General features: G+C 60.8%; 16 protein-coding genes. 5 read left to right on the top strand and 11 right to left on the bottom strand.

The features are described 5' to 3' along the window. Nucleotides 1–5: 5 nt before the first annotated feature. On the bottom strand, nt 6–800 hold the full coding sequence (locus MB02_RS09965; RefSeq protein WP_067536512.1) for an enoyl-CoA hydratase/isomerase family protein: 795 nt from the start codon (nt 798–800) through the stop codon (nt 6–8). A 137-nt stretch (nt 801–937) separates the two neighbouring features. Between MB02_RS09965 and MB02_RS09960 the strand changes: the two genes are divergently transcribed. Next, nucleotides 938–2,473: a carboxylesterase/lipase family protein gene (locus MB02_RS09960; protein WP_082826103.1), complete on the top strand. Its 1,536-nt coding sequence runs from the start codon at nt 938–940 to the stop codon at nt 2,471–2,473. Nucleotides 2,474–2,477: 4 nt separating this feature from the next. On the opposite strand, the gene MB02_RS09955 is transcribed toward MB02_RS09960, so the two are convergent. The 7 genes from MB02_RS09955 to MB02_RS09925 form a co-directional block, all read right to left on the bottom strand. After that, complete coding sequence (locus MB02_RS09955) at nt 2,478–4,151, bottom strand: acyl-CoA dehydrogenase family protein (protein WP_067536509.1); 1,674 nt, start codon at nt 4,149–4,151, stop codon at nt 2,478–2,480. 34 nt (nt 4,152–4,185) lie between these two features. Then, nucleotides 4,186–5,424 carry a CaiB/BaiF CoA transferase family protein gene (locus MB02_RS09950; protein ID WP_067536505.1) on the bottom strand — a complete coding sequence of 413 codons (1,239 nt, stop codon included), beginning with the start codon at nt 5,422–5,424 and terminating at the stop codon, nt 4,186–4,188. Nucleotides 5,425–5,445: 21 nt separating this feature from the next. Further along, a complete protein-coding gene (locus tag MB02_RS09945) occupies nt 5,446–6,657 on the bottom strand; it encodes an acetyl-CoA C-acetyltransferase (protein ID WP_067536502.1) in 1,212 nt (403 codons plus the stop codon). A gap of 16 nt (nt 6,658–6,673) precedes the next feature. Further along, on the bottom strand, nt 6,674–7,825 hold the full coding sequence (locus tag MB02_RS09940) for an acyl-CoA dehydrogenase family protein (RefSeq protein WP_067536499.1): 1,152 nt from the start codon (nt 7,823–7,825) through the stop codon (nt 6,674–6,676). 124 nt (nt 7,826–7,949) lie between these two features. Then, the gene (locus MB02_RS09935) at nt 7,950–8,771 is read right to left on the bottom strand and encodes an FAS1-like dehydratase domain-containing protein (protein ID WP_067536495.1); all 822 of its coding nucleotides are present in this window, start codon (nt 8,769–8,771) and stop codon (nt 7,950–7,952) included. Next, nucleotides 8,768–9,976 carry a CoA transferase gene (locus tag MB02_RS09930; RefSeq protein ID WP_067536492.1) on the bottom strand — a complete coding sequence of 403 codons (1,209 nt, stop codon included), beginning with the start codon at nt 9,974–9,976 and terminating at the stop codon, nt 8,768–8,770. Before MB02_RS09930 ends, MB02_RS09935 begins: the two co-directional genes overlap by 4 nt. An 11-nt stretch (nt 9,977–9,987) precedes the next feature. Continuing rightward, nucleotides 9,988–11,004: an NADP-dependent oxidoreductase gene (locus tag MB02_RS09925; RefSeq protein ID WP_067536489.1), complete on the bottom strand. Its 1,017-nt coding sequence runs from the start codon at nt 11,002–11,004 to the stop codon at nt 9,988–9,990. Between the two features lie 222 nt (nt 11,005–11,226). Here MB02_RS09925 and MB02_RS09920 point away from each other — a divergent pair, with 222 nt between their 5' ends. Then, nucleotides 11,227–12,204, top strand: a complete 978-nt coding sequence (locus MB02_RS09920; RefSeq protein WP_206598588.1) for an NAD(P)H-dependent flavin oxidoreductase — start codon at nt 11,227–11,229, stop codon at nt 12,202–12,204. A 67-nt stretch (nt 12,205–12,271) separates the two neighbouring features. Here the strand turns inward: MB02_RS09920 and sigJ are convergent, their stop codons facing one another. Together sigJ and MB02_RS09910 are read right to left on the bottom strand one after the other, a co-directional pair. Beyond that, nucleotides 12,272–13,123, bottom strand: a complete 852-nt coding sequence (gene sigJ / locus MB02_RS09915; RefSeq protein ID WP_067536482.1) for an RNA polymerase sigma factor SigJ — start codon at nt 13,121–13,123, stop codon at nt 12,272–12,274. Further along, nucleotides 13,123–13,575 carry a carboxymuconolactone decarboxylase family protein gene (locus MB02_RS09910; RefSeq protein ID WP_067536478.1) on the bottom strand — a complete coding sequence of 151 codons (453 nt, stop codon included), beginning with the start codon at nt 13,573–13,575 and terminating at the stop codon, nt 13,123–13,125. Before MB02_RS09910 ends, sigJ begins: the two co-directional genes overlap by 1 nt. Nucleotides 13,576–13,865: 290 nt before the next feature. On the opposite strand from MB02_RS09910, the gene MB02_RS09905 reads away from it, so the two are divergent. The 3 genes from MB02_RS09905 (at nt 13,866) to MB02_RS09895 (ending at nt 16,391) form a co-directional block, all read left to right on the top strand. Beyond that, complete coding sequence (locus MB02_RS09905) at nt 13,866–14,465, top strand: TetR/AcrR family transcriptional regulator (protein ID WP_206598587.1); 600 nt, start codon at nt 13,866–13,868, stop codon at nt 14,463–14,465. A 328-nt stretch (nt 14,466–14,793) separates the two neighbouring features. Continuing rightward, a complete protein-coding gene (locus MB02_RS09900; RefSeq protein ID WP_067537267.1) occupies nt 14,794–16,155 on the top strand; it encodes a cytochrome P450 in 1,362 nt (453 codons plus the stop codon). Further along, on the top strand, nt 16,155–16,391 hold the full coding sequence (locus MB02_RS09895; RefSeq protein ID WP_067536472.1) for a ferredoxin: 237 nt from the start codon (nt 16,155–16,157) through the stop codon (nt 16,389–16,391). Before MB02_RS09900 ends, MB02_RS09895 begins: the two co-directional genes overlap by 1 nt. Before the next feature lie 22 nt (nt 16,392–16,413). Here the strand turns inward: MB02_RS09895 and MB02_RS09890 are convergent, their stop codons facing one another. Next, nucleotides 16,414–17,319 (bottom strand): LysR family transcriptional regulator, encoded by a 906-nt coding sequence (locus MB02_RS09890; protein WP_067537264.1) that lies wholly within the window; start codon nt 17,317–17,319, stop codon nt 16,414–16,416. Nucleotides 17,320–17,452 lie beyond the last annotated feature (133 nt).

The following is a 17,452-nucleotide window of genomic DNA, read 5'->3' as shown; positions in this document are numbered from 1 at the left end:
TCCTTCTAGCTCTTCGCGGCTTTCTTGGCCGCGGCGCGGGCGAATACGGCTTCACGGGCGCGCTTCACTTCGTCACCCCCTTGCGCACTGTGGCAATAGACGAGTTCGAGCGCGTGGCAGGCGGCAAGGTCGGCGCTTTCGGATAAGTGCAGGAGGCGCTTGGTCAGTTCCGCAGCGTGGCGATTTTCGATTGATCGGCCGAATGCGATGGCTTCCGCGATGGCGTTCCCCGGATCGACCAGCCTGCTGACAAGGCCGAGATCGAATGCTTCGGAAGCGTCCATCGTCCTGCCTGAAAAGAACAACTCCGCCGCGCGTTGACGTCCGAGGTGCTGGCCGAGGAACCATGACGATCCCCCATCGGGTACGAGGCCGAAGGAAATGAACGGCGCGGAAAACTTCACTTCGCGGGCGCACAGAACCATATCGCACGCGAGTGCCAGGCTCCATGCGATGCCATGGGCTCCCCCTTCGATGGCCGCAATGGTGGGGCAGGGCAGGGCACGCAGGCGGGCGATGATCCGTTGCCCCATTTCCAGCCGTTTCGCCAATGCGAGTGCGCCTTCACCGCGGGCAGGGCCCTTCTTCACATCGCCACCGTTGCTGAAATGACCTTCGGCCCCGCACAGGACCACTGCACGCGGCGGTGTGCCATTCTCTATCGTGTCGAGTGCGGCGGAAAATTGTTCCCACATCTCGAAGGACACGGTGTTGCGTGCGCGCGGGCAATTCATGGTCAGGAGGACAACGTCCCCTTCCATCCATTCCATCAGCAGTTCGGCTTCGCTGTCGTTACTCACCCACGCTCTCCCTCGCTTGCCTTGCATCCATAGGGATGCGTTGATGAGAAAGGCAAGTAATTTTGCATTCGAGATCAATTTTGGATAGGGTCTTGCCAGACAGGTTATCGGCTACTCGAAAAGATGGGGAGAGGGAAATGGGCAAAGTGGGCAGGCGAACTGTGCGTAAAGGCGTGTTGGCCTGTCTGGGCGTGTTGGGCATCGTGAGCCCGGGCTTTGCCACCGATCTCGTAGTGAAGAGCGATCTCGGTGCATTGCGCGGCGAGGCAATCGGCGATGGTGCTGCTTTTCGAGGCATTCCCTATGCCGCGCCTCCGGTGGGTGCCCTGCGCTGGAAAGACGCGCAGCCGGCCACACCATGGCAAGGGGTGCGGGATGCCACGGACTTTGGGCCGGCATGTATTCAGCCCATCGTCGATGCCCATTCGCCGCAGAATCAGAATGAAGATTGCCTGACCCTCAACATCGTCACGCCGGACCGGAAGGCCAAGGGCCTGCCCGTGCTGTTTTCGATTCATGGCGGGGCATTTTTCGTCGGATCGAATCGATATGTCGCGCACAAGGACATCACTTCGCTGCTGCAACGCGGAGTGATACTGGTTGCTCCGAATTATCGGCTCGGCAGGATGGGCTTCTTCGCGCATCCTGCACTGACGGCAGAGGCCGGACGCGGGACCGGCAATTTCTGGCTCACTGATCAGATCGCGGCCTTGCAATGGGTGAAGCGTAACATTGCGGCATTTGGCGGCGACCCGGACCGGATTACCATTCAGGGTTGCTCGGCAGGCGGCTCCAGCGTCAATTCCCTGATGGTGTCGCCACGCGCCCGCGGATTGTTCGCCCGCGCGGCGGTCCATTCCGGCGGCGGCCTGTTCAACGCCACGCGTCCACTCGCTCGCGCAGAACGCGAAGGCGTGGCGTTTGCGGGACGTGTGGGCGTGGAGGGTGAAGGTGCCGCAGCACTGGCCGCGTTGCGAGCCCTGACGGCCGGGCAGGTCCTCGCCGGAGATTCAGGAGCGCCCAATTTCGGCGCGATCATCGATGAATATTACCTCCCTTCCGGGATTGGCCTCGCCTACGCCACTGGCGCTCAGGCGCCGGTGCCGCTCATCGCCGGCTCCACAAGCAATGAGGCCAGCGTCTTCGGCTTGATGGGCTTTGACGCGTCGGTGCTGAAAAGTCGTTTCGACATAGACCTGGAGACATTGCGCCCTGCTTATGAGCGCGACGGCGAACTTTCCGATCAGGAGTTTCTTCGTCGTGTGCAGACCGATTTCATCTTCACATCGGCTGCGCTCGGCATCCCCTCTTTGGCATCGCGTCTGGCCCCGGCATGGGCTTATCATTTCGACTATCTGCCCGCTGCGTCGCGGGGGGAGATGCCCGGCGCTCCGCACTGTGCGGACATGAGCTATCTCTACAGCCTGACGGAACCGGCCGATGCGAATGACCGCATGGTAGGCGAAATCATGCGCGGTTACTGGTACAATTTCATTGCCACCGGCAATCCCAACGGACCTGCATTGCCCATCTGGCCACAGGCGAAACCGGGGGTTTGGTCACCGTTGGTGATTGGCGACCCGTTGCGGATTGCGCCTGATTACCAGATCGAACGGATGCGGCTGTGGCATGCGAAGTGGCTGAGAGAGAGCGGAGCCCCAATTCTGCCTTGAGCGATCAATTGGGCTCATCAAGCAGGCGGCGGCCAATTACCTGAGCCTGAATTTCTCCGGCGCCTTCGAAAATGTTGAGAATACGGGCATCGGCCAGCAGGCGGCTGACCTCGTATTCCATGGCAAAGCCATTGCCGCCATGAATTTGCAGGGCATTGTCCGCCGCTGCCCACGCCACACGCGCGCCAAGCAACTTGGCCATGCCAGCCTCCAGATCGCAGCGTTTGTCCTCGTCCTTCTGCCGCGCCGCGTAATAGGTCAGTTGCCGTGCGGCCATGATTTCCGCTGCCATCATTGCCAGCTTGTTGGCGACGCGGGGGAAGGCAATGATAGCGCGTCCGAATTGCTTGCGATCCAAAGCATAGCCGAGCCCGACGTCCAATGCGGCCTGCGCCACACCGATGGCGCGTGCGGCTGTCTGGATGCGGGCACTTTCGAAAGTGGCCATCAACTGCTTGAAACCGCGCCCTTCGACGCCGCCGAGCAGGTTGTCTTTCTCCACGCGGAAATCGTCGAAGCCGATTTCGTATTCCTTCATTCCGCGATAGCCGATCACTTCGATCTCGCCGCCGCTCATCCCCGGTGTCGGGAAGGGGGCGTCGACAGTGCCTCGCAGCTTTGGCGCCAGCAGCATCGACAGGCCACTGTAGTTTTTGCTGGCCGGATCGGTGCGGACCAGCAGGGTCATGACATCGGCGCGCGCGGCATGAGTGATCCAGGTCTTGTTGCCGTTGACCAGATAGTGATCGCCGTCGAGCGTCGCGCGGGTACGCAAGGAGCCGAGGTCGGACCCGGTATCCGGTTCGGTAAATACCGCAGTGGGCAGTATCCCGGCGCTGGCAATCTGCGGCAACCAGTGCGCCTTTTGTTCGTCAGTGCCGCCGCACAGGATCAGTTCGGCCGCGATTTCGGAGCGCGTGGCGAGTGAGCCGACCCCGATCCAGCCGCGCGACAGTTCTTCCGAAACGACGCACATTGCCGTCTTGCCCATGCCGAGCCCGCCGAAACCTTCCGGTATCGTCAGGCCGAACACGCCCATTTCGCCCAACTCCTCAACCAGGGGAAGGGGAATGAGCTCGTCTTTGAGATGCCATTCATGGGCATGGGGAGCGATCTTCTCGCGCGCGAAAGCGAAGAACTGATCGCGGATCAATTGCGATGTTTCATCCAGCCCGGCATTTTCAAGCGTGGCCTGGCCGCGCTGATCCGTAAGGTGCGCCGCTATGGCTGTCTTCACCGCCTGGCTGGCACCATGCTGGCGCAGAACGGAAAGCGCCGGGCCGTTAAGCAAGGCGAGATCGCCTGCATCCGGGGAAAGGTCGGTGGGCCGGATCACTTCGCCCTGGTTCATGGGTATGCCGCCTTGCAACTGGGCGGCGTATTCACCGAACAGCAGCTGGGCGAGCAGGCGCTCTACATCGCGGAATTCGCCGCTGCTCTCCAGCGCCGAAGCCCATCGCGCCACTTCCAGGAATGTCGCGGCATAAGTAGCGTACCAGCCAAGGCCGTGGACCTCATGCTGATGCTCATCCGCCAGCGCACGATCGGTGCGGCCATCTTCCCCAGCAACGAGCGCTTTGACTCTGGGAGTTACCGCGCGGACGAAGCCATCCGCTTCCAGCGCCGCCTGATTGAGAAGCGCGGTAAGGTCTTCGAGGATGAGAGGCCGTTCTGCCATGGTTCCCTGTCTCTTTATCTGGCGTACCGTTGCTTCAATCCTGCTTGCGGTGCTGTGCAATCGCACCGCCGGATTCGAGCGCGTCGAGTTGTGTGTCATCCAGCGCGAGCCAGTCGGCCAACGCTTCGCGGCTATGTTCGCCGACCGTAGGCGGGCGATAAGTGTACTTTGCCGGTGTCTTTGAAAGCTTGGGCGGGAAGGCGACGGTCGGGACCCGAACGCCATCCTCCCGCTCGAAATAATGGACTGCGCCGCGGGCTTCGACGAAGGGATCCTCGAAGATTTCCTGAAGATTGTTCACCGGCCCGCATGGCACGCCGCGTGCGACCAGACGTTCAATCAATTCGTCGCGCTTCAGGTTCCGGACCTTGTCCTGCACGATGCCTTCGAGATCGTCGCGATTGACCATCCGGGCACGAGAAGTGGCGAACCGCGGATCGTCGGCCAGTTCATTCATTTCCAATTCCGCGCAGAGCAGGCGAAACTGACCGTCGTTGCCGACGGCGATGATCATGATCCCGTCCGCAACGTCGAACGTCTTGTATGGCACAACCGTCGGATGCCGGTTGCCCAGGCGTCCGGGCACAGTGCCGCCAACCAGCCAGTTCATCGACTGATTGGCCAGCATGGCGATCTGGGTGTCCAGCAAGGACACGTCGATCCATTGGCCTTCGCCTGTCCGTTCCGCGTGCCGCAAGGCCGCCAGGATGGAGACAGTCGCATACATCCCGGTGGAGAGATCGGCCATTGCGACCCCGGCCCGCAGAGGTTGCCCGCTGGCTTCCCCGGTGATGCTCATGAAACCGCCCATGCCCTGCGCCACGAAGTCGTAGCCGCCACGGTCGGTGTACGGGCCCGTCTGCCCAAAGCCGGTGATCGAACAATAGATCAGCCTTGAATTGATGCGGGCGAGACTTTCGTAATCGAGGCCGAATTTCGCCAAGCCGCCAACCTTGAAGTTTTCGACCAGGATGTCCGCCTCAGCGGCCAGCTTGCGGATCAGTTCCGCACCTTCCGGCTGGCGCAGATCGACCGCGATCGACCGCTTGTTGCGATTGCAGCAGAGATAATACCCGCTTTCGCTCAGTTCTTCCTCGCCATCGGAATCTTTCAGGAACGGTGGGCCCCAGGCACGTGTATCGTCGCCTTTTCCAGGAGCTTCGATCTTGATGACGTCCGCGCCGAGATCGGCGAGAATCTGCGTCGACCAAGGCCCGGCGAGAACCCGCGAGAGGTCCAGAACCTTGATACCGTCCAGCGGGCTCGCGCTCATTGTTCTTTCCCCTGTCTGCGATCAGTTGGCGCGTTCGATGATAGCGGCGAGCCCCTGGCCCCCGCCGATGCACATCGTTTCCAGCGCATAGCGCCCTTCGCGGCGCTGGAGCTCGTTCATCATGGTCGCGAGAATCCGGCCGCCGGTCGCGCCAATCGGGTGCCCCAGCGAAATTCCGGAACCGTTTACGTTCAGCATGTCCATGCGGGAATCATCCGCACTCCATCCCCAGCCGCGCAATACGCCCAGAACCTGCGGGGCAAAGGCTTCGTTCAGTTCGACAAGGTCGATGTCGTCCCAGCCTATGCCAGTGCGGGCAAACAGCCGCTCGACCGCCGGAACGGGGCCGATACCCATGCGAGAGGGTTCGCAGCCCGCTGCTGCCCAGGAATGGAACCAGCCGATAGGCGTCAGGCCCAGTTCTTCAAGCTTGTCTTCCGCGACCACGAGGCAGGCGGCGGCGGCGTCGTTCTGCTGGCTGGCATTCCCGGCAGTGACCACGCCATCCTTTTCGATAACACGGAGCGTTGCCAGCGATTCCGGGGTCGCGTCTTCACGTATCCCTTCATCGCGCGCGAAGATTACGGGATCGCCGCGCCTTTGCGGAATGGATACCGGCACCAGTTCGTCAGCGAACTTGCCATCCGCCCATGCGGCAGCCGCCCGTTGATGGCTGCGCGCGGCGTAGGCGTCGCATTCCTCGCGGGTAATACCGTAATCACTGGCGACGTTGTTGGCGGTTTCGATCATGCCGGTGATAACGCCAAAGCGTTCGATCGGCTGCGACATGACACGGCCGCGAGCCAGCCGGTCATGCAGTTCGATGGACCCGCCGCGCACGCCGGTGCGTCCCTTGATCGTATAGTGTTCGACCTGGCTCATGCTTTCGCAGCCGCCTGCGATCACCACGTCCGCTGCGCCGGTCTGTACCATCATCGCGGCATCGATAACGGCTTGCAGGCCGGAACCGCAACGTCGGTCGAGCTGATAGCCGGGCACTGAAACGGGAAGGCCTGCCGCCATCGCAGCCCACCGGCCGATAGCCGGGGCTTCGCCGTTGCCGTAGCCTTGGCTGAATACGACGTCGTCTATCCGCTCCGGATCGATGGCAGTGCGTTCCATCAGGGCGCGGACGATGATGGCGCCCAGTTCACCGGCCGGGATGCTGGAAAGGCTGCCCAGGTATTTGCCGACGGCAGTGCGAAGGGGGGAAACGATAGCGGCGCGGCGCATTGTTCGATGTGCTCCTTCAGGCGGCCTCTGCCGCACGGATCATGTTCTTGGCGATAATGGTTTGCTGGATCTGCGATGTGCCTTCGTAAATCCGCAGCAGGCGGACATCGCGATAGAAACGTTCGACCTTGTATTCGGCCATGTATCCCGCACCGCCGAAAATCTGTACGGCCCGGTCCGCGATACGGCCGACCGCTTCAGAGGCGTGATACTTCAGGGCCGAGCATTCCAAGCTGACTTTCTCGCCCGCGTCAAAACGTGCCGCGACCGAACGCATCAGTGCTTCGATCGTCAGCAGGTCCACCTTGCTGTCCGCCAGCATGGCCTGGACGAGCTGGAAATCGGCAATACGCTGGCCGAACTGCTTGCGCTCCATTGCGTATTCCAGCGACATGCCAAGCAGGCGATCGGCCATGCCCAGCGCTACCGCTGCGATATGGATGCGTCCGCGGTCCAGCACTTTCATCGCCGTCTTGAAGCCCCGGCCGGGGACACCGCCGATGATCGCCGAAGCGGGCAGGACGACGTCGTCAAGGATGACATCGCAGGTCACCGCGCCTTTCTGACCCATTTTCTTGTCAGGTTTGCCGAGCGTGATGCCCGGCGTATCGGCGGGAAGAATGAAGGCCGAGATGCCAGCCGACCCTTTCACGTCGGGCTCGGTTCGCGCCATGAGCGTGAAGACCGACGCACGCGGCGCATTCGTGATGTACCGCTTGGTGCCGTTGATCCGATAGGAATCGCCTTCGCGAATGGCCGTCGTGCGCAACGATCCGGCATCTGATCCCGCCTCGGGCTCCGTCAGTGCGAAACTGGCGATCGCTTCGCCGGTTGCGAATTTCGGCAGCCATTCCGCTTTCTGTTCATCGGTGCCGTCCATGACGATACCCTGGCTGCCGATGCCGACGGTGGTTCCGATCAGCGAACGGTAAACGATTGCGGCGCGGCACAGCTCGCGGATGATCGCCGCTTCCTCGCTCATGGTACAGCCGAGCCCGCCGAACTCTTCCGGCACGGACAAGCCGAACAACCCCATTTCACGGATCTGATCGGCAATACGGGCTGGAATGTTATCGGTTTCTTCGACCTCATCTTCTGCCGGGATCAGCCGTTCGTCGACCAGGCGGCGAACGGTATCGCGAAAGAGATCGAATGTTTCGGTATCCATCGGTGGGCACCCTCATAATGTTATGTCAGCAAGGCGCAGTGGCCGGATTTCGATTGCGTTCGATCGAATACGGTCCCGATACGGCACCGTCAAGAAAATTGCACTCTAACGCAAAATTGGGCGTTTAGGTTTCGAGATTTGCAACCATCGCAGCTACGCCGTCGCAGCGTCGGGCGATGACTTGCCCTGGTTCGTCGCCCGGGCCGATCACGATTGGCTGACCCGCGAACAATGGCGCCAGCGCACGAAATGAAAACCGCGAAATTGGCCCGTGGAGGCGCTGTGCCAGCCCGAACAGTTTTGCCGCAGTGAAGGGGCCGTGGACGACCAGTCCCGGATAGTGTTCTTCGCCTGTTGCATAGGGCAGATCATAGTGGATTCGGTGACTGTTGAACGTCACGGAAGAAAAGCGGAACAGGTCGACCGCCCCCGGTTGCCAGATTTCACAGTTTTCCGCCGCAGGTAGCGCCGTGTCTTCGACCGCCGCCGTCTTGCCCCCATCGCGGTAAACGATGGTCTGGCGTTCTTCGATGCAGGTTTGCCCGCCCTGTTCGATGCGGTGAGAGACTTCCACCAGAATCAGGTCGCCGCTCTTACCGGCCTTGTGGGTCAGGGAGGCGACTTGTGCATGGCGTGTCGCATCCGATCCTTCGTGCAGGGCATGGTGGAATACGATATCGCTGGCCGCGAACATTCGCCGTTCCAGTGTGACGGGCGGCAGGAAGCCGCCACGTCTGGGATGGCCATCGGGTCCGATCTGCGATGGCGGCACAGCCTGAATGAAGAATGCCCAGTGGGCGAGAGAAGGGAGGTGGGCTGCCGTGCGGTCTTCACCCAGTGCCGCGGCGTAGCGATCCAGCAGGACCGGCTCTATCCGTTCGGTAACCGTTTCGGTGTTTCCAACCCACTCGCGCCAGTGATCGATGTCGGATTGGGAAAGAGTCATGCCACGATCCCCCTGTCGTGCAATTCGCCGATCTGGCCTGCATCCAGCCTGAGGATATCGGCCAGAACTTCATCGGTGTGCTGACCCAGCCTGGGTGCGGGGCGAACGTCGTCGCGCAGCGCACCGGCCAGCGTGGCCGGAGGGCCTGCCGCAGGATATGTGAGGCCGCTGGGATGCTGGATGGCCTGCATCTGCGGATTTTCCGTGAATAGCCGGGGGTCCCTGGTCACTGCTTCGTGCAATGACTGGTAACGCCCCCAGGTTACTCCGGCGGCGTCGAATGAGGCTTGTAACTCTGCCGCATTCCGCCGTGCAAAAGCATTCGAAAAAATGGGTATCAATAGTTCGCGATGAACGAAGCGCAGCCCCTCGTCCTTCGCGAATTCGACGCCCAGTTTCGTTTCAAGCACGGCAATCGCCTCGCCAACATCCAGGACCTTGACCAGCGAGCGCCATTGGTTTGCGGTGATCGCCACGACAATCAATCGAACCCCGTCGGCACAGACAAAATCGCGGCCGAACGCGCCATAAAGATCGTTCCCCATGCGGGGTCGGTCACCCTGCGTCAGGACTTCTGCGACATTGCCGATGTGCGACAGGCTGGTGGCAGCCAGATCGGACAGCGGAATTCGAATATCGGCCCCTTCGCCCGTCTGCTGGCGTTTGAGCAGCGCGGCAGCCATGGCAAATGCGGCGTAGGCGCCTCCCATCAGATCCCAGGCCGGCAAAACATGATTGACGGGCCTGTCATCGTCGGCAGGGCCAGTCATCATGGGGATGCCGACTGCGGCATTCACGGTGTAATCGACCGCAGGCGCACCATCCGACCAGCCCATGATCCGGGTGGTAATGATATCGGGCCGTTTCGCAGCCAACGCATCGTGGCTGAGGAAGCCGTGGACCGGATAATTGGTGAGAAACAGGCCCGCACGTTCGCCCGGTGCAGTGGCCAGGGCAACGGCCAGTTCGCGCCCCTCCGGGTTGCGCAAGTCGATGGCAACAGATTTCTTGCCCTTGTTCAGCCCTTCCCAATAGAGGCTGGACCCATTCGGGGCGAGCGGCCAGCGGCGGCTGTCCGGGCCGCCGCCGATTGCGTCGAAACGGATGACTTCGGCCCCCATCTGCGCCAGATGCAATCCGCAAGACGGCCCCGCAATGAATGCGGCCCCTTCAACCACGCGATAGCCTTCCAGCAAACGGTACATCGCAGGTTTCCTCAGCCCAGCTTGACCAGTGTGCGGCCCAGGTTTTCGCCAGTGAACAGCCCGAAGAACGCTTTGAGCGCATTGTCGATGCCATCATGAATGGTCTCTGCCGAATGGAGCAGGCCAGCGCGATGCCATGCCGCCATATCAGCCATGCAATGTTGCCACAGATCCTTGTGGTCGTTGGCGATATAACCTTGCATCCTGATCCGCTTGCCCATCATCAGCATGAGATTGCGCGGGGCCATCGGGGCATTGCCCCCCAGATTGTATTGCGAGATCATGCCGCAAATGGGGAACCGGGCGAAATCGTTGGCCACCGCCAGGGCAGCATGCAGGTGTTCGCCTCCGACATTGTCGAAATAGAGGTCGATGCCCTTCTCTCCAATGCCTTTCAATTCGCGCGCCAGCGCCTTCGTCAGATTGGCTTCCGCCTTGTAGTCGATGGCAGCGTCGAGGCCGAGCTTCTCAAGCAGGAAGGCGGCCTTCTCCGGACCACCCGCTGCGCCGATGACCTTGTGCCCCTTGATCTTGGCGATCTGTGCGGCAAGCGAACCGACCCCGCCCGACGCCGCGGAAACGAACACGACATCGCCTGGCTTCAGGCCGCCGACATGTAGCATGCCCGCATAGGCGGTTAGCCCTGTCACGCCTGCAAAGGTCAGATGCGCCTGAGGGGGCAGAATCCCTTTTTCCCGTTGTTCGAGCCGTTCGGCCGGAGCCGTGAACGCTTCGCGCCAGCCGAGCCGGTGAAAGACGAGATCGCCGGGTGCAAAGCGCGTGTCGCGTGATTCCACGACCTCTCCGACTGCCGGGCCTTCCATCGGTGCATCGAGTTCGAATGGCGGCACATAGCTTTTCGAATCATACATGCGCCCGCGCATGGCCGGATCGACGGCCATGAACAGGTTGCGCACCATGACTTCGCCTTCGGCGGGGGCAGGCACTTCGGTTTCCACGATCCGAAAATGTTCCGGCTCCGGCATGGCGACCGGACGCGAGGCAAGCTGGATTTCCTTCGAACGCATCTCATTCCCGATAGGCTTGGTGTTGCCCGGATGCCTAATTCAAGCATGGCCCTGAGGCCAGTTAATTCTGCATTCGAGAGCAAAATTATTGCAGGAAGTTGTAACAGCAAGCTATGCGGTCGGCGAATGACTGGGGCGGAATGCCTTGGGCATTTGTGTCGCGCCACAAGTGTTGGCCAAAGCCCAAACGTCAAATCGCAGCGACCGGGGCCGGGAAGGAAAGTGATGTTGAAGACGCGAATTACCGAGATGTTCGGAATCGATGCACCGATCCTGATGGGTGGCATGACCGGGGTGGGCTATGGCGAACTGGTTGCTGCCGTCGCCAATGCCGGTGCGCTCGGTTTCATAACTGCGCATATGTTCAGCGATGGCGATGCTTTGCTGGCGGAGATCAAGAAGGTCCGTTCCCTGACGGACCGGCCATTCGGGGTGAATCTCACGCTGTTGCCGTCGATAAACCCCATTCCCTACGATGAATATCGCGAGGCCATCATAGCCGGTGGGGTTACGATCGTTGAAACCGCAGGCCGTGCTCCGACCGATCATTTGCCGCGCTTGAAAGAAGCGGGGGTTCGCGTGATTCACAAATGCACCAGCGTGCGACATGCCGTGTCCGCCGTCAGGAAGGGTGTCGATGTGATATCCATCGACGGTTTCGAATGCGCTGGGCATCCGGGAGAAGACGATGTCGGGCTGGTGGTATTGTTGCCAGCCACGGTCGATGCAGTCGATGTGCCGGTGATTGCCAGTGGCGGCATGGCGGATGGGCGAGGCCTGGTCGCGGCATTGGCGCTGGGGGCAGATGGCGTCAACATGGGCACCCGGTTTTGCGCCACGCAGGAAGCCGCCATTCATGAAAACGTAAAGCACAAGATCGTTGAAAACACGGAACGCGATACGGTGCTGGTCGGGCGCACGCTCAACAACACGGCGCGTGTCGCCCGAAATGCCGTTTCTGAACAGGTGGCAGCGATTCAAACGGACCCGCACAAGACCTTCGACGATGTACGCGAGTTGATGAGTGGCGCGAGAGGGCGGTCCGAAGTTCTGGCGGCAGGCAATATGGATGGCGGCATCTGGACCGCTGGCCAAAGTCAGGCCCTGGTGCATGACATACCGACTTGCCGGGATCTGGTCGCGCGTATCGTGGCCGAAGCGGAAATGGCGGCAAAGCGTATCGGACGCATAGTCGTGTAATGCAGCGGGTAACTCTCACTCACGATGGCCTCATCTGGCAAAAAAAGGAGCGAGAATTCCGGATTGCCTAGTGGATCGACGCGCTCAGGTGGCCGAGCTTGTCCGGATTGCGCATGACATAAACAGCGCGGATCAGGCCATCTTCGATCAACAGTGCCGTCGTCTGCAACATTCCGTCCGCTTCGCGGGTGACGAAGCCGGGCAGTCCGTTGATGAAGGCATATCGCACCAGCTCGGAAGGCCCGTGGCGCAGCCGCGCGATCGCCGCATGCGCGCGTAGAACCTCGCTGGCGCCTTCCAGCACCCGGGCGGCGGCGGGCCGTCTGCCCCCGCCATCGGAATGGAAACGGACGTCCTCTGCCAGCAGTGCCCCGAGATGTGCGACCCCTTCGCCGCGCGATGCTTCGAAGAAGGCTGCGGCGATCTGCATGCCGTGCTGGCGGTCGATGGGATAGCGAGGCCGGTCCATGCGGACGTTCGATCGCGCCCGGCTGGCGAGCTGGCGGCAGGCCGCAACGTCGCGGCCAAGCGAAACGGAGATGTCCTCGAAGCTTTCCCCAAAGACATCGTGGAGGATAAACGCCGCCCGTTCGAGCGGCGACAAGCGTTCGAGCGCCAGTAGCAGGGGCAGAGTCACGTCTTCCGTCGGCTCTTCTTCCACTACCGGTTCCGGCAGCCAGGGGCCGCTATAGACTTCTCGTCGTACGCGGGCCGACTTCAGGTGATCGAGGCACAGGCGTGTTACAATCCGGCGGAGAAAGGCGGCAGGAACCTGTACTACCGCCCGGTCTTTCTCCGCCCAACGGAGGAAGGCTTCCTGTACCACGTCTTCAGCATCGCTCATCGTGCCGAGCATGCGATAGGCAATGCGCAGCAGATCGGGGCGGTGTGCATCGAACGTGGCGGCTGCACCGTCCATCAATGCCAACCCCGTTCCGGCGCATAGAGGTTGAACCCCACTGCGAGCCGGTTCCAACTGTTGATGACGTTGATTGCCAGCGTCAGCTTCAACTGTTCCTCCTTGCTGAACTGGGCGTCGAGAGCTTCGTAAACGGTGTCAGGCGCGCGTCTGGTGGCAATCTCGGTCAGATGTTCGGTCCACGCCAGTGCGGCACGTTCCCGGTCGGTATAGCATGGCGCCTCATGCCATGCGGCCAGCAAATGAATCCGCTGCTCGGTCTCACCTTCCTTGCGCGCCTCGGCCGTATGCATGTTGAGACAGTTGGCGCAGCCATTGATCTGCGATGCGTGGATCTTGATCAGTTCGAGCAACGGCTTTTCCAGGCCGCATTGCGCGACACTATTTGAAAATGCGTACCAGGCTCCGAAAATGTCCGGGGCGACGGTGTAAATATCGGCGCGGGGCGTCATGGCGGTTATCCTTTCATCTTGGTGACGCAGACATGACGAGACAGCGCCGAACAATGTGACATGCCCAGTGAATTTTTCCGTGAAAGGTGGTTCATGCTGCCCGGTCGAGCGCTCTGGTCAGACCGCACGGACTGCTCACACCGAGCGTTTCTCTGCCTGTTTATGCCTGGCACTGGCACGTTGTGATTAGACTGCCGGTGCGGAGGTATGACATAGGCGATGCAACCCTTCACATTTCCGGCCAGGCGTGCCGGGAATGAGGGTGGAAGAGAAACGGGCGGACTGTGAACGTGACTGAAGGGCATCAGGCAAGCAAATCGCGCCGGACACGCGAACGTATCGTTGCAGCTACGGTTTCGTTGATCCGGGAGGGGGGACTTGCTGCTGCCAGTGCAAAGCGGATTGCCGCAGCTTCAGGTGTGACCTGGGGCGCGGCGCAGCATCATTTCGGTTCGAAAGATCAGGTTCTCGATGCGGTCGTCGTATTGTCGCACGAGCGATTTCTCGCGCGGTTGGCAGATGTGGATCAGGGGCAAGGCAGCATAGCCGATCGTGCCTCGGTGCTGGTGGACCGGATGTGGGACCATTATCAGGAGGATGTCTACCTCGCCACGGTGGAGATCATCATGGCGGGGCGGGATATGGATTCGACCGAGGTCGGTCAGACGGTGTTGCAGTGGCCCAGTGGCGACCATATCGACATGATGATGCGGATATTCGGCGACAGCGGCGTGCCTAGCGAAAGTCTGCTGGAAGCCCTGATTTTCGCGCATTGCCTCCTGACGGGGATGACCATCAACAAACTGCTGGAGCGGGATGCGGTGCGGCTCGGCCATCATCTCGATCATTGTAAACAGGCGCTGGTGGCGATGTTGGACCAGCGCGGCTGAAATCGGCCCGCATTGCGTACGTCCGTCCCGCCCTAGGGATGAAATGCGCGGTCAGCCGGCCTCGTCCTGGTTACCCGAAAGAATCGGTGTGTGCCTGATACGCGTGCGGCGGCTCGCGCTGTGACCATGCTCTCAACCCTCCCTGCTTTTGTCGTGCCGCCGGGATCGACCGTCATCGTGCACCAGTGCGTCTTTGACAGGATCGAAGGCTCCTGATAAAACATTTCAAGTGAAATCTTTTTCTGGAATGACCCGTTCTGACGGGCGGCTGGTCAGCAGGCCTGAAACTGAGAGCTGCGTTGCCGGCTACGATTTGGGAGAGAATGACATGGAAGATAGCCTGGTTCGGGAGACCGGCATGATTTCGCCGCCTATGGTCAGCGGGGCGAAGCCCGACACCGGGCATTTCGAGGAATTCTGCCTCAATCCCGCGCCCTTCCTTATGCGCTGCCATGCAGAATGCGGCGAAGTGTCTTCATTCGATCTTGCCGGGCTCAAGACCACGCTGCTGGTGGGGGAAGATGCGCACGAAGCAGTCTATCGTGCGCCGGATTCGCAGCTCAGCGCGGCGCAGGCCTATCAGTTCATGGTCCCGGTATTCGGGCAGGGCATCCAGTATGGCGCCCCGCCTGCGATCGAGCGGCAGCAGCTCAAGATTCAGGCGGTCGGCCTGAGGCATGACCGGATGGTCCATTATGCGCCGATTATTGCGCAAGAGGTGCGGCAATGGATCGCAGACTGGCCGGACGAGGGGGAAGACGACTTCTATGAGAAGTTCACGGAACTGACTCTCAAGACTTCCACCCACTGTCTCATGGGGGCCGATTTTCGTGCATCAATGAGCGATGAGTTCCGCGGTCTCTATCACGATCTTGAAATGTCAGTCGATCCGGCGGGACTGGCGGATCCGAACCAGCACAGCGAAATGGCGATGCGGCGGGATATTGCACGTGCGCGGCTGGGCGAGCTGATCGGGGAGCGCGTGGTTCAACGCAAGGCCGCGCTCGCACGTGGAGAGGAATTCCACGACATGTTCCAGCATTATCTCGATGCGACATATTCCGATGGCACCCGGCTCACCGATCATGAAATTGCCGGCATGGTCATCTGGTTCATGTTCGCCGGGCACCATACGTCGGGCAATACGTCGAGCTGGATGCTGGTGGAACTTGCGCGCCATCCTGATCTGATGGCGGAGATCGTGGTGGAACTGGACCAGCTTCTTGGCGATAGCGAGCAGGTCAGCTTTCAGTCCTTGCGCGAGATGCCATTGCTCGATGCATTTCTGGAGGAGGTGCTGCGTCTGCACGCGCCGCTGGTCACGCTTAGCCGCCGTGTCATGAAAGACTTCCACTACAAGGACTATGTGATCGAGGCAGGGGACAATGTCATGGTCAGCCCCTATGTTGCGCATCGCCAGCCCGAAATCTTCGACGATCCGCTGAGTTTCAATCCGAAGCGCACGTTTCCGGACGGCCCCTTTGCCTATCTGCCATTCGGGGGAGGGCGGCATAAGTGTGTCGGCAATGCGTTTGCGCTGCTGCAGGTCAAAACCATCTTTGCTTACCTGCTGCGCAAGTTCGAATTCGAACTGAGCGAACCGGCCGAATATTACCGTGACATCATGCCTTCGCTGATCCTCCGTCCCAGCGACCCCTGTCGCTTGCGCTTCCGGCGGAGGGGCCGCTGATGGGGCAGGAGATTGAAGGGAAATTCCGGATCGAGCTGGACTTCGATTTGTGCCAGGGGCACGGCGTGTGCGCGGGGGACGCCCCGGAAATCTTCGCGGTGGCGGAAAACAGGCTTGGCTATGCCAAGGTAAAACTGCTGGACCCGCAACCGGGCCCGGAACTGCATGCCAACCTGCTGGCGGCCGCGAAATATTGCCCCAACAAGGTCATCCGTATCGTGAAAGCCGAAGAGTGAGGGGAGTGGGGCTGGCCGTTCGTCATGCCGTTGCGGTCGAGCGGCGTGGACTGTCATCCCTGTCGAGCATGGGCTGCAATTGGGTTCGCAGATGTGCGACCAGCAGGCTTACCTTCGGGGAAAGGTGGCGTCGCTGCGGGTACACTGCCCAGATCGGTTCGTCTGCCGGTTTCAGGTCATCCAGCACGGTTTCAAGCGTCCCTTTTTCCAGTTGCCTGCCAAGATAGAAGGCGGGCAACTGGCAAATGCCCATCCCGGCGATTGCGGCATCCAGAACGGCAGATCCGCTATTGCATTGCCAACGGCCTTTCGGCCTGAACTTCACGCCATCGGCAAATTGCCATTGCCCGGAAGAGCCCAGCAGGCAGTCATGGGCTCTCAGATCCGCCAGATCGGCGGGTTTTCCCCGGCGATGCAGATAGGCAGGCGCGGCTGCGGTGATAAGGGCGCGCAAGGCTATCCGCGTGCCGATCAGGCGGGAATCCTCAAGGTGGCCGGTTCGTATCGCAAGATCGTATCCCCCCCTGATGATGTCGACGACGTCGTTGTCGAGGTCGACGGTGACTGACAGTGCAGGATAGGCAAGCGCAAAATCGCGGACCAGCGGCGCGACGAACTTTTCACCCAGAGCGTACGAACAGGTCAGTCGCAGGTGGCCGCGCGGTTCGCCTTGCACGCTGATCGCTGCGATTGCCTCCTCGCGTTCCTCAACGATGCGGCTGCAATGGTCGAAGAAGAGGCGTCCGGTATCCGTCAGCCGCAACGACCGGGTCGTACGGTGCAGCAACTGGACCTGAAGCCTGGCCTCCAGCCGGGCGATTGCCCGGCTCATATGCGTCACCGATGCGCCGAATTTCTCAGCGGCAGCTGTAAAGCTGCCCGCTTGGCTCACGATGACGAATTCCTCGATCCCGTCCCAGGCGCTGATCATGATTATTGCTCACAAGTCATAATAAATTTCAGATACGCATATTTATCACCATCAGGTGCAATCCGTATAGGTTTGTCAGAGACAAAAGGAGTTGCCTGAATGAAGACGCGCGCAGCGGTAGCTTTTGAGG

Source organism: Croceicoccus estronivorus, assembly GCF_001625325.1.
Lineage (GTDB): Bacteria > Pseudomonadota > Alphaproteobacteria > Sphingomonadales > Sphingomonadaceae > Caenibius > Caenibius estronivorus.
This window is presented reverse-complemented; position numbering and strand designations above follow the sequence as displayed.

Bases quoted from the DNA above. Each gene is read 5' to 3' on its own strand.
- MB02_RS09925 (WP_067536489.1), bottom strand. From the start codon at position 11,004: ATGCGTTCGAAGGAAATCCAGCTTGCCTCGCGTCCGGTCGCCATGCCG.
- MB02_RS09935 (WP_067536495.1), bottom strand. From the start codon at position 8,771: ATGACTCTTTCCCAATCCGACATCGATCACTGGCGCGAGTGGGTTGGA.
- MB02_RS09960 (WP_082826103.1), top strand. From the start codon at position 938: ATGGGCAAAGTGGGCAGGCGAACTGTGCGTAAAGGCGTGTTGGCCTGT.
- MB02_RS09900 (WP_067537267.1), top strand. From the start codon at position 14,794: ATGGAAGATAGCCTGGTTCGGGAGACCGGCATGATTTCGCCGCCTATG.
- MB02_RS09945 (WP_067536502.1), bottom strand. From the start codon at position 6,657: ATGCGCCGCGCCGCTATCGTTTCCCCCCTTCGCACTGCCGTCGGCAAA.
- MB02_RS09940 (WP_067536499.1), bottom strand. From the start codon at position 7,825: ATGGATACCGAAACATTCGATCTCTTTCGCGATACCGTTCGCCGCCTG.
- MB02_RS09930 (WP_067536492.1), bottom strand. From the start codon at position 9,976: ATGTACCGTTTGCTGGAAGGCTATCGCGTGGTTGAAGGGGCCGCATTC.
- sigJ (WP_067536482.1), bottom strand. From the start codon at position 13,123: ATGGACGGTGCAGCCGCCACGTTCGATGCACACCGCCCCGATCTGCTG.
- MB02_RS09950 (WP_067536505.1), bottom strand. From the start codon at position 5,424: ATGAGCGCGAGCCCGCTGGACGGTATCAAGGTTCTGGACCTCTCGCGG.
- MB02_RS09895 (WP_067536472.1), top strand. From the start codon at position 16,155: ATGGGGCAGGAGATTGAAGGGAAATTCCGGATCGAGCTGGACTTCGAT.
- MB02_RS09955 (WP_067536509.1), bottom strand. From the start codon at position 4,151: ATGGCAGAACGGCCTCTCATCCTCGAAGACCTTACCGCGCTTCTCAAT.
- MB02_RS09910 (WP_067536478.1), bottom strand. From the start codon at position 13,575: ATGACGCCCCGCGCCGATATTTACACCGTCGCCCCGGACATTTTCGGA.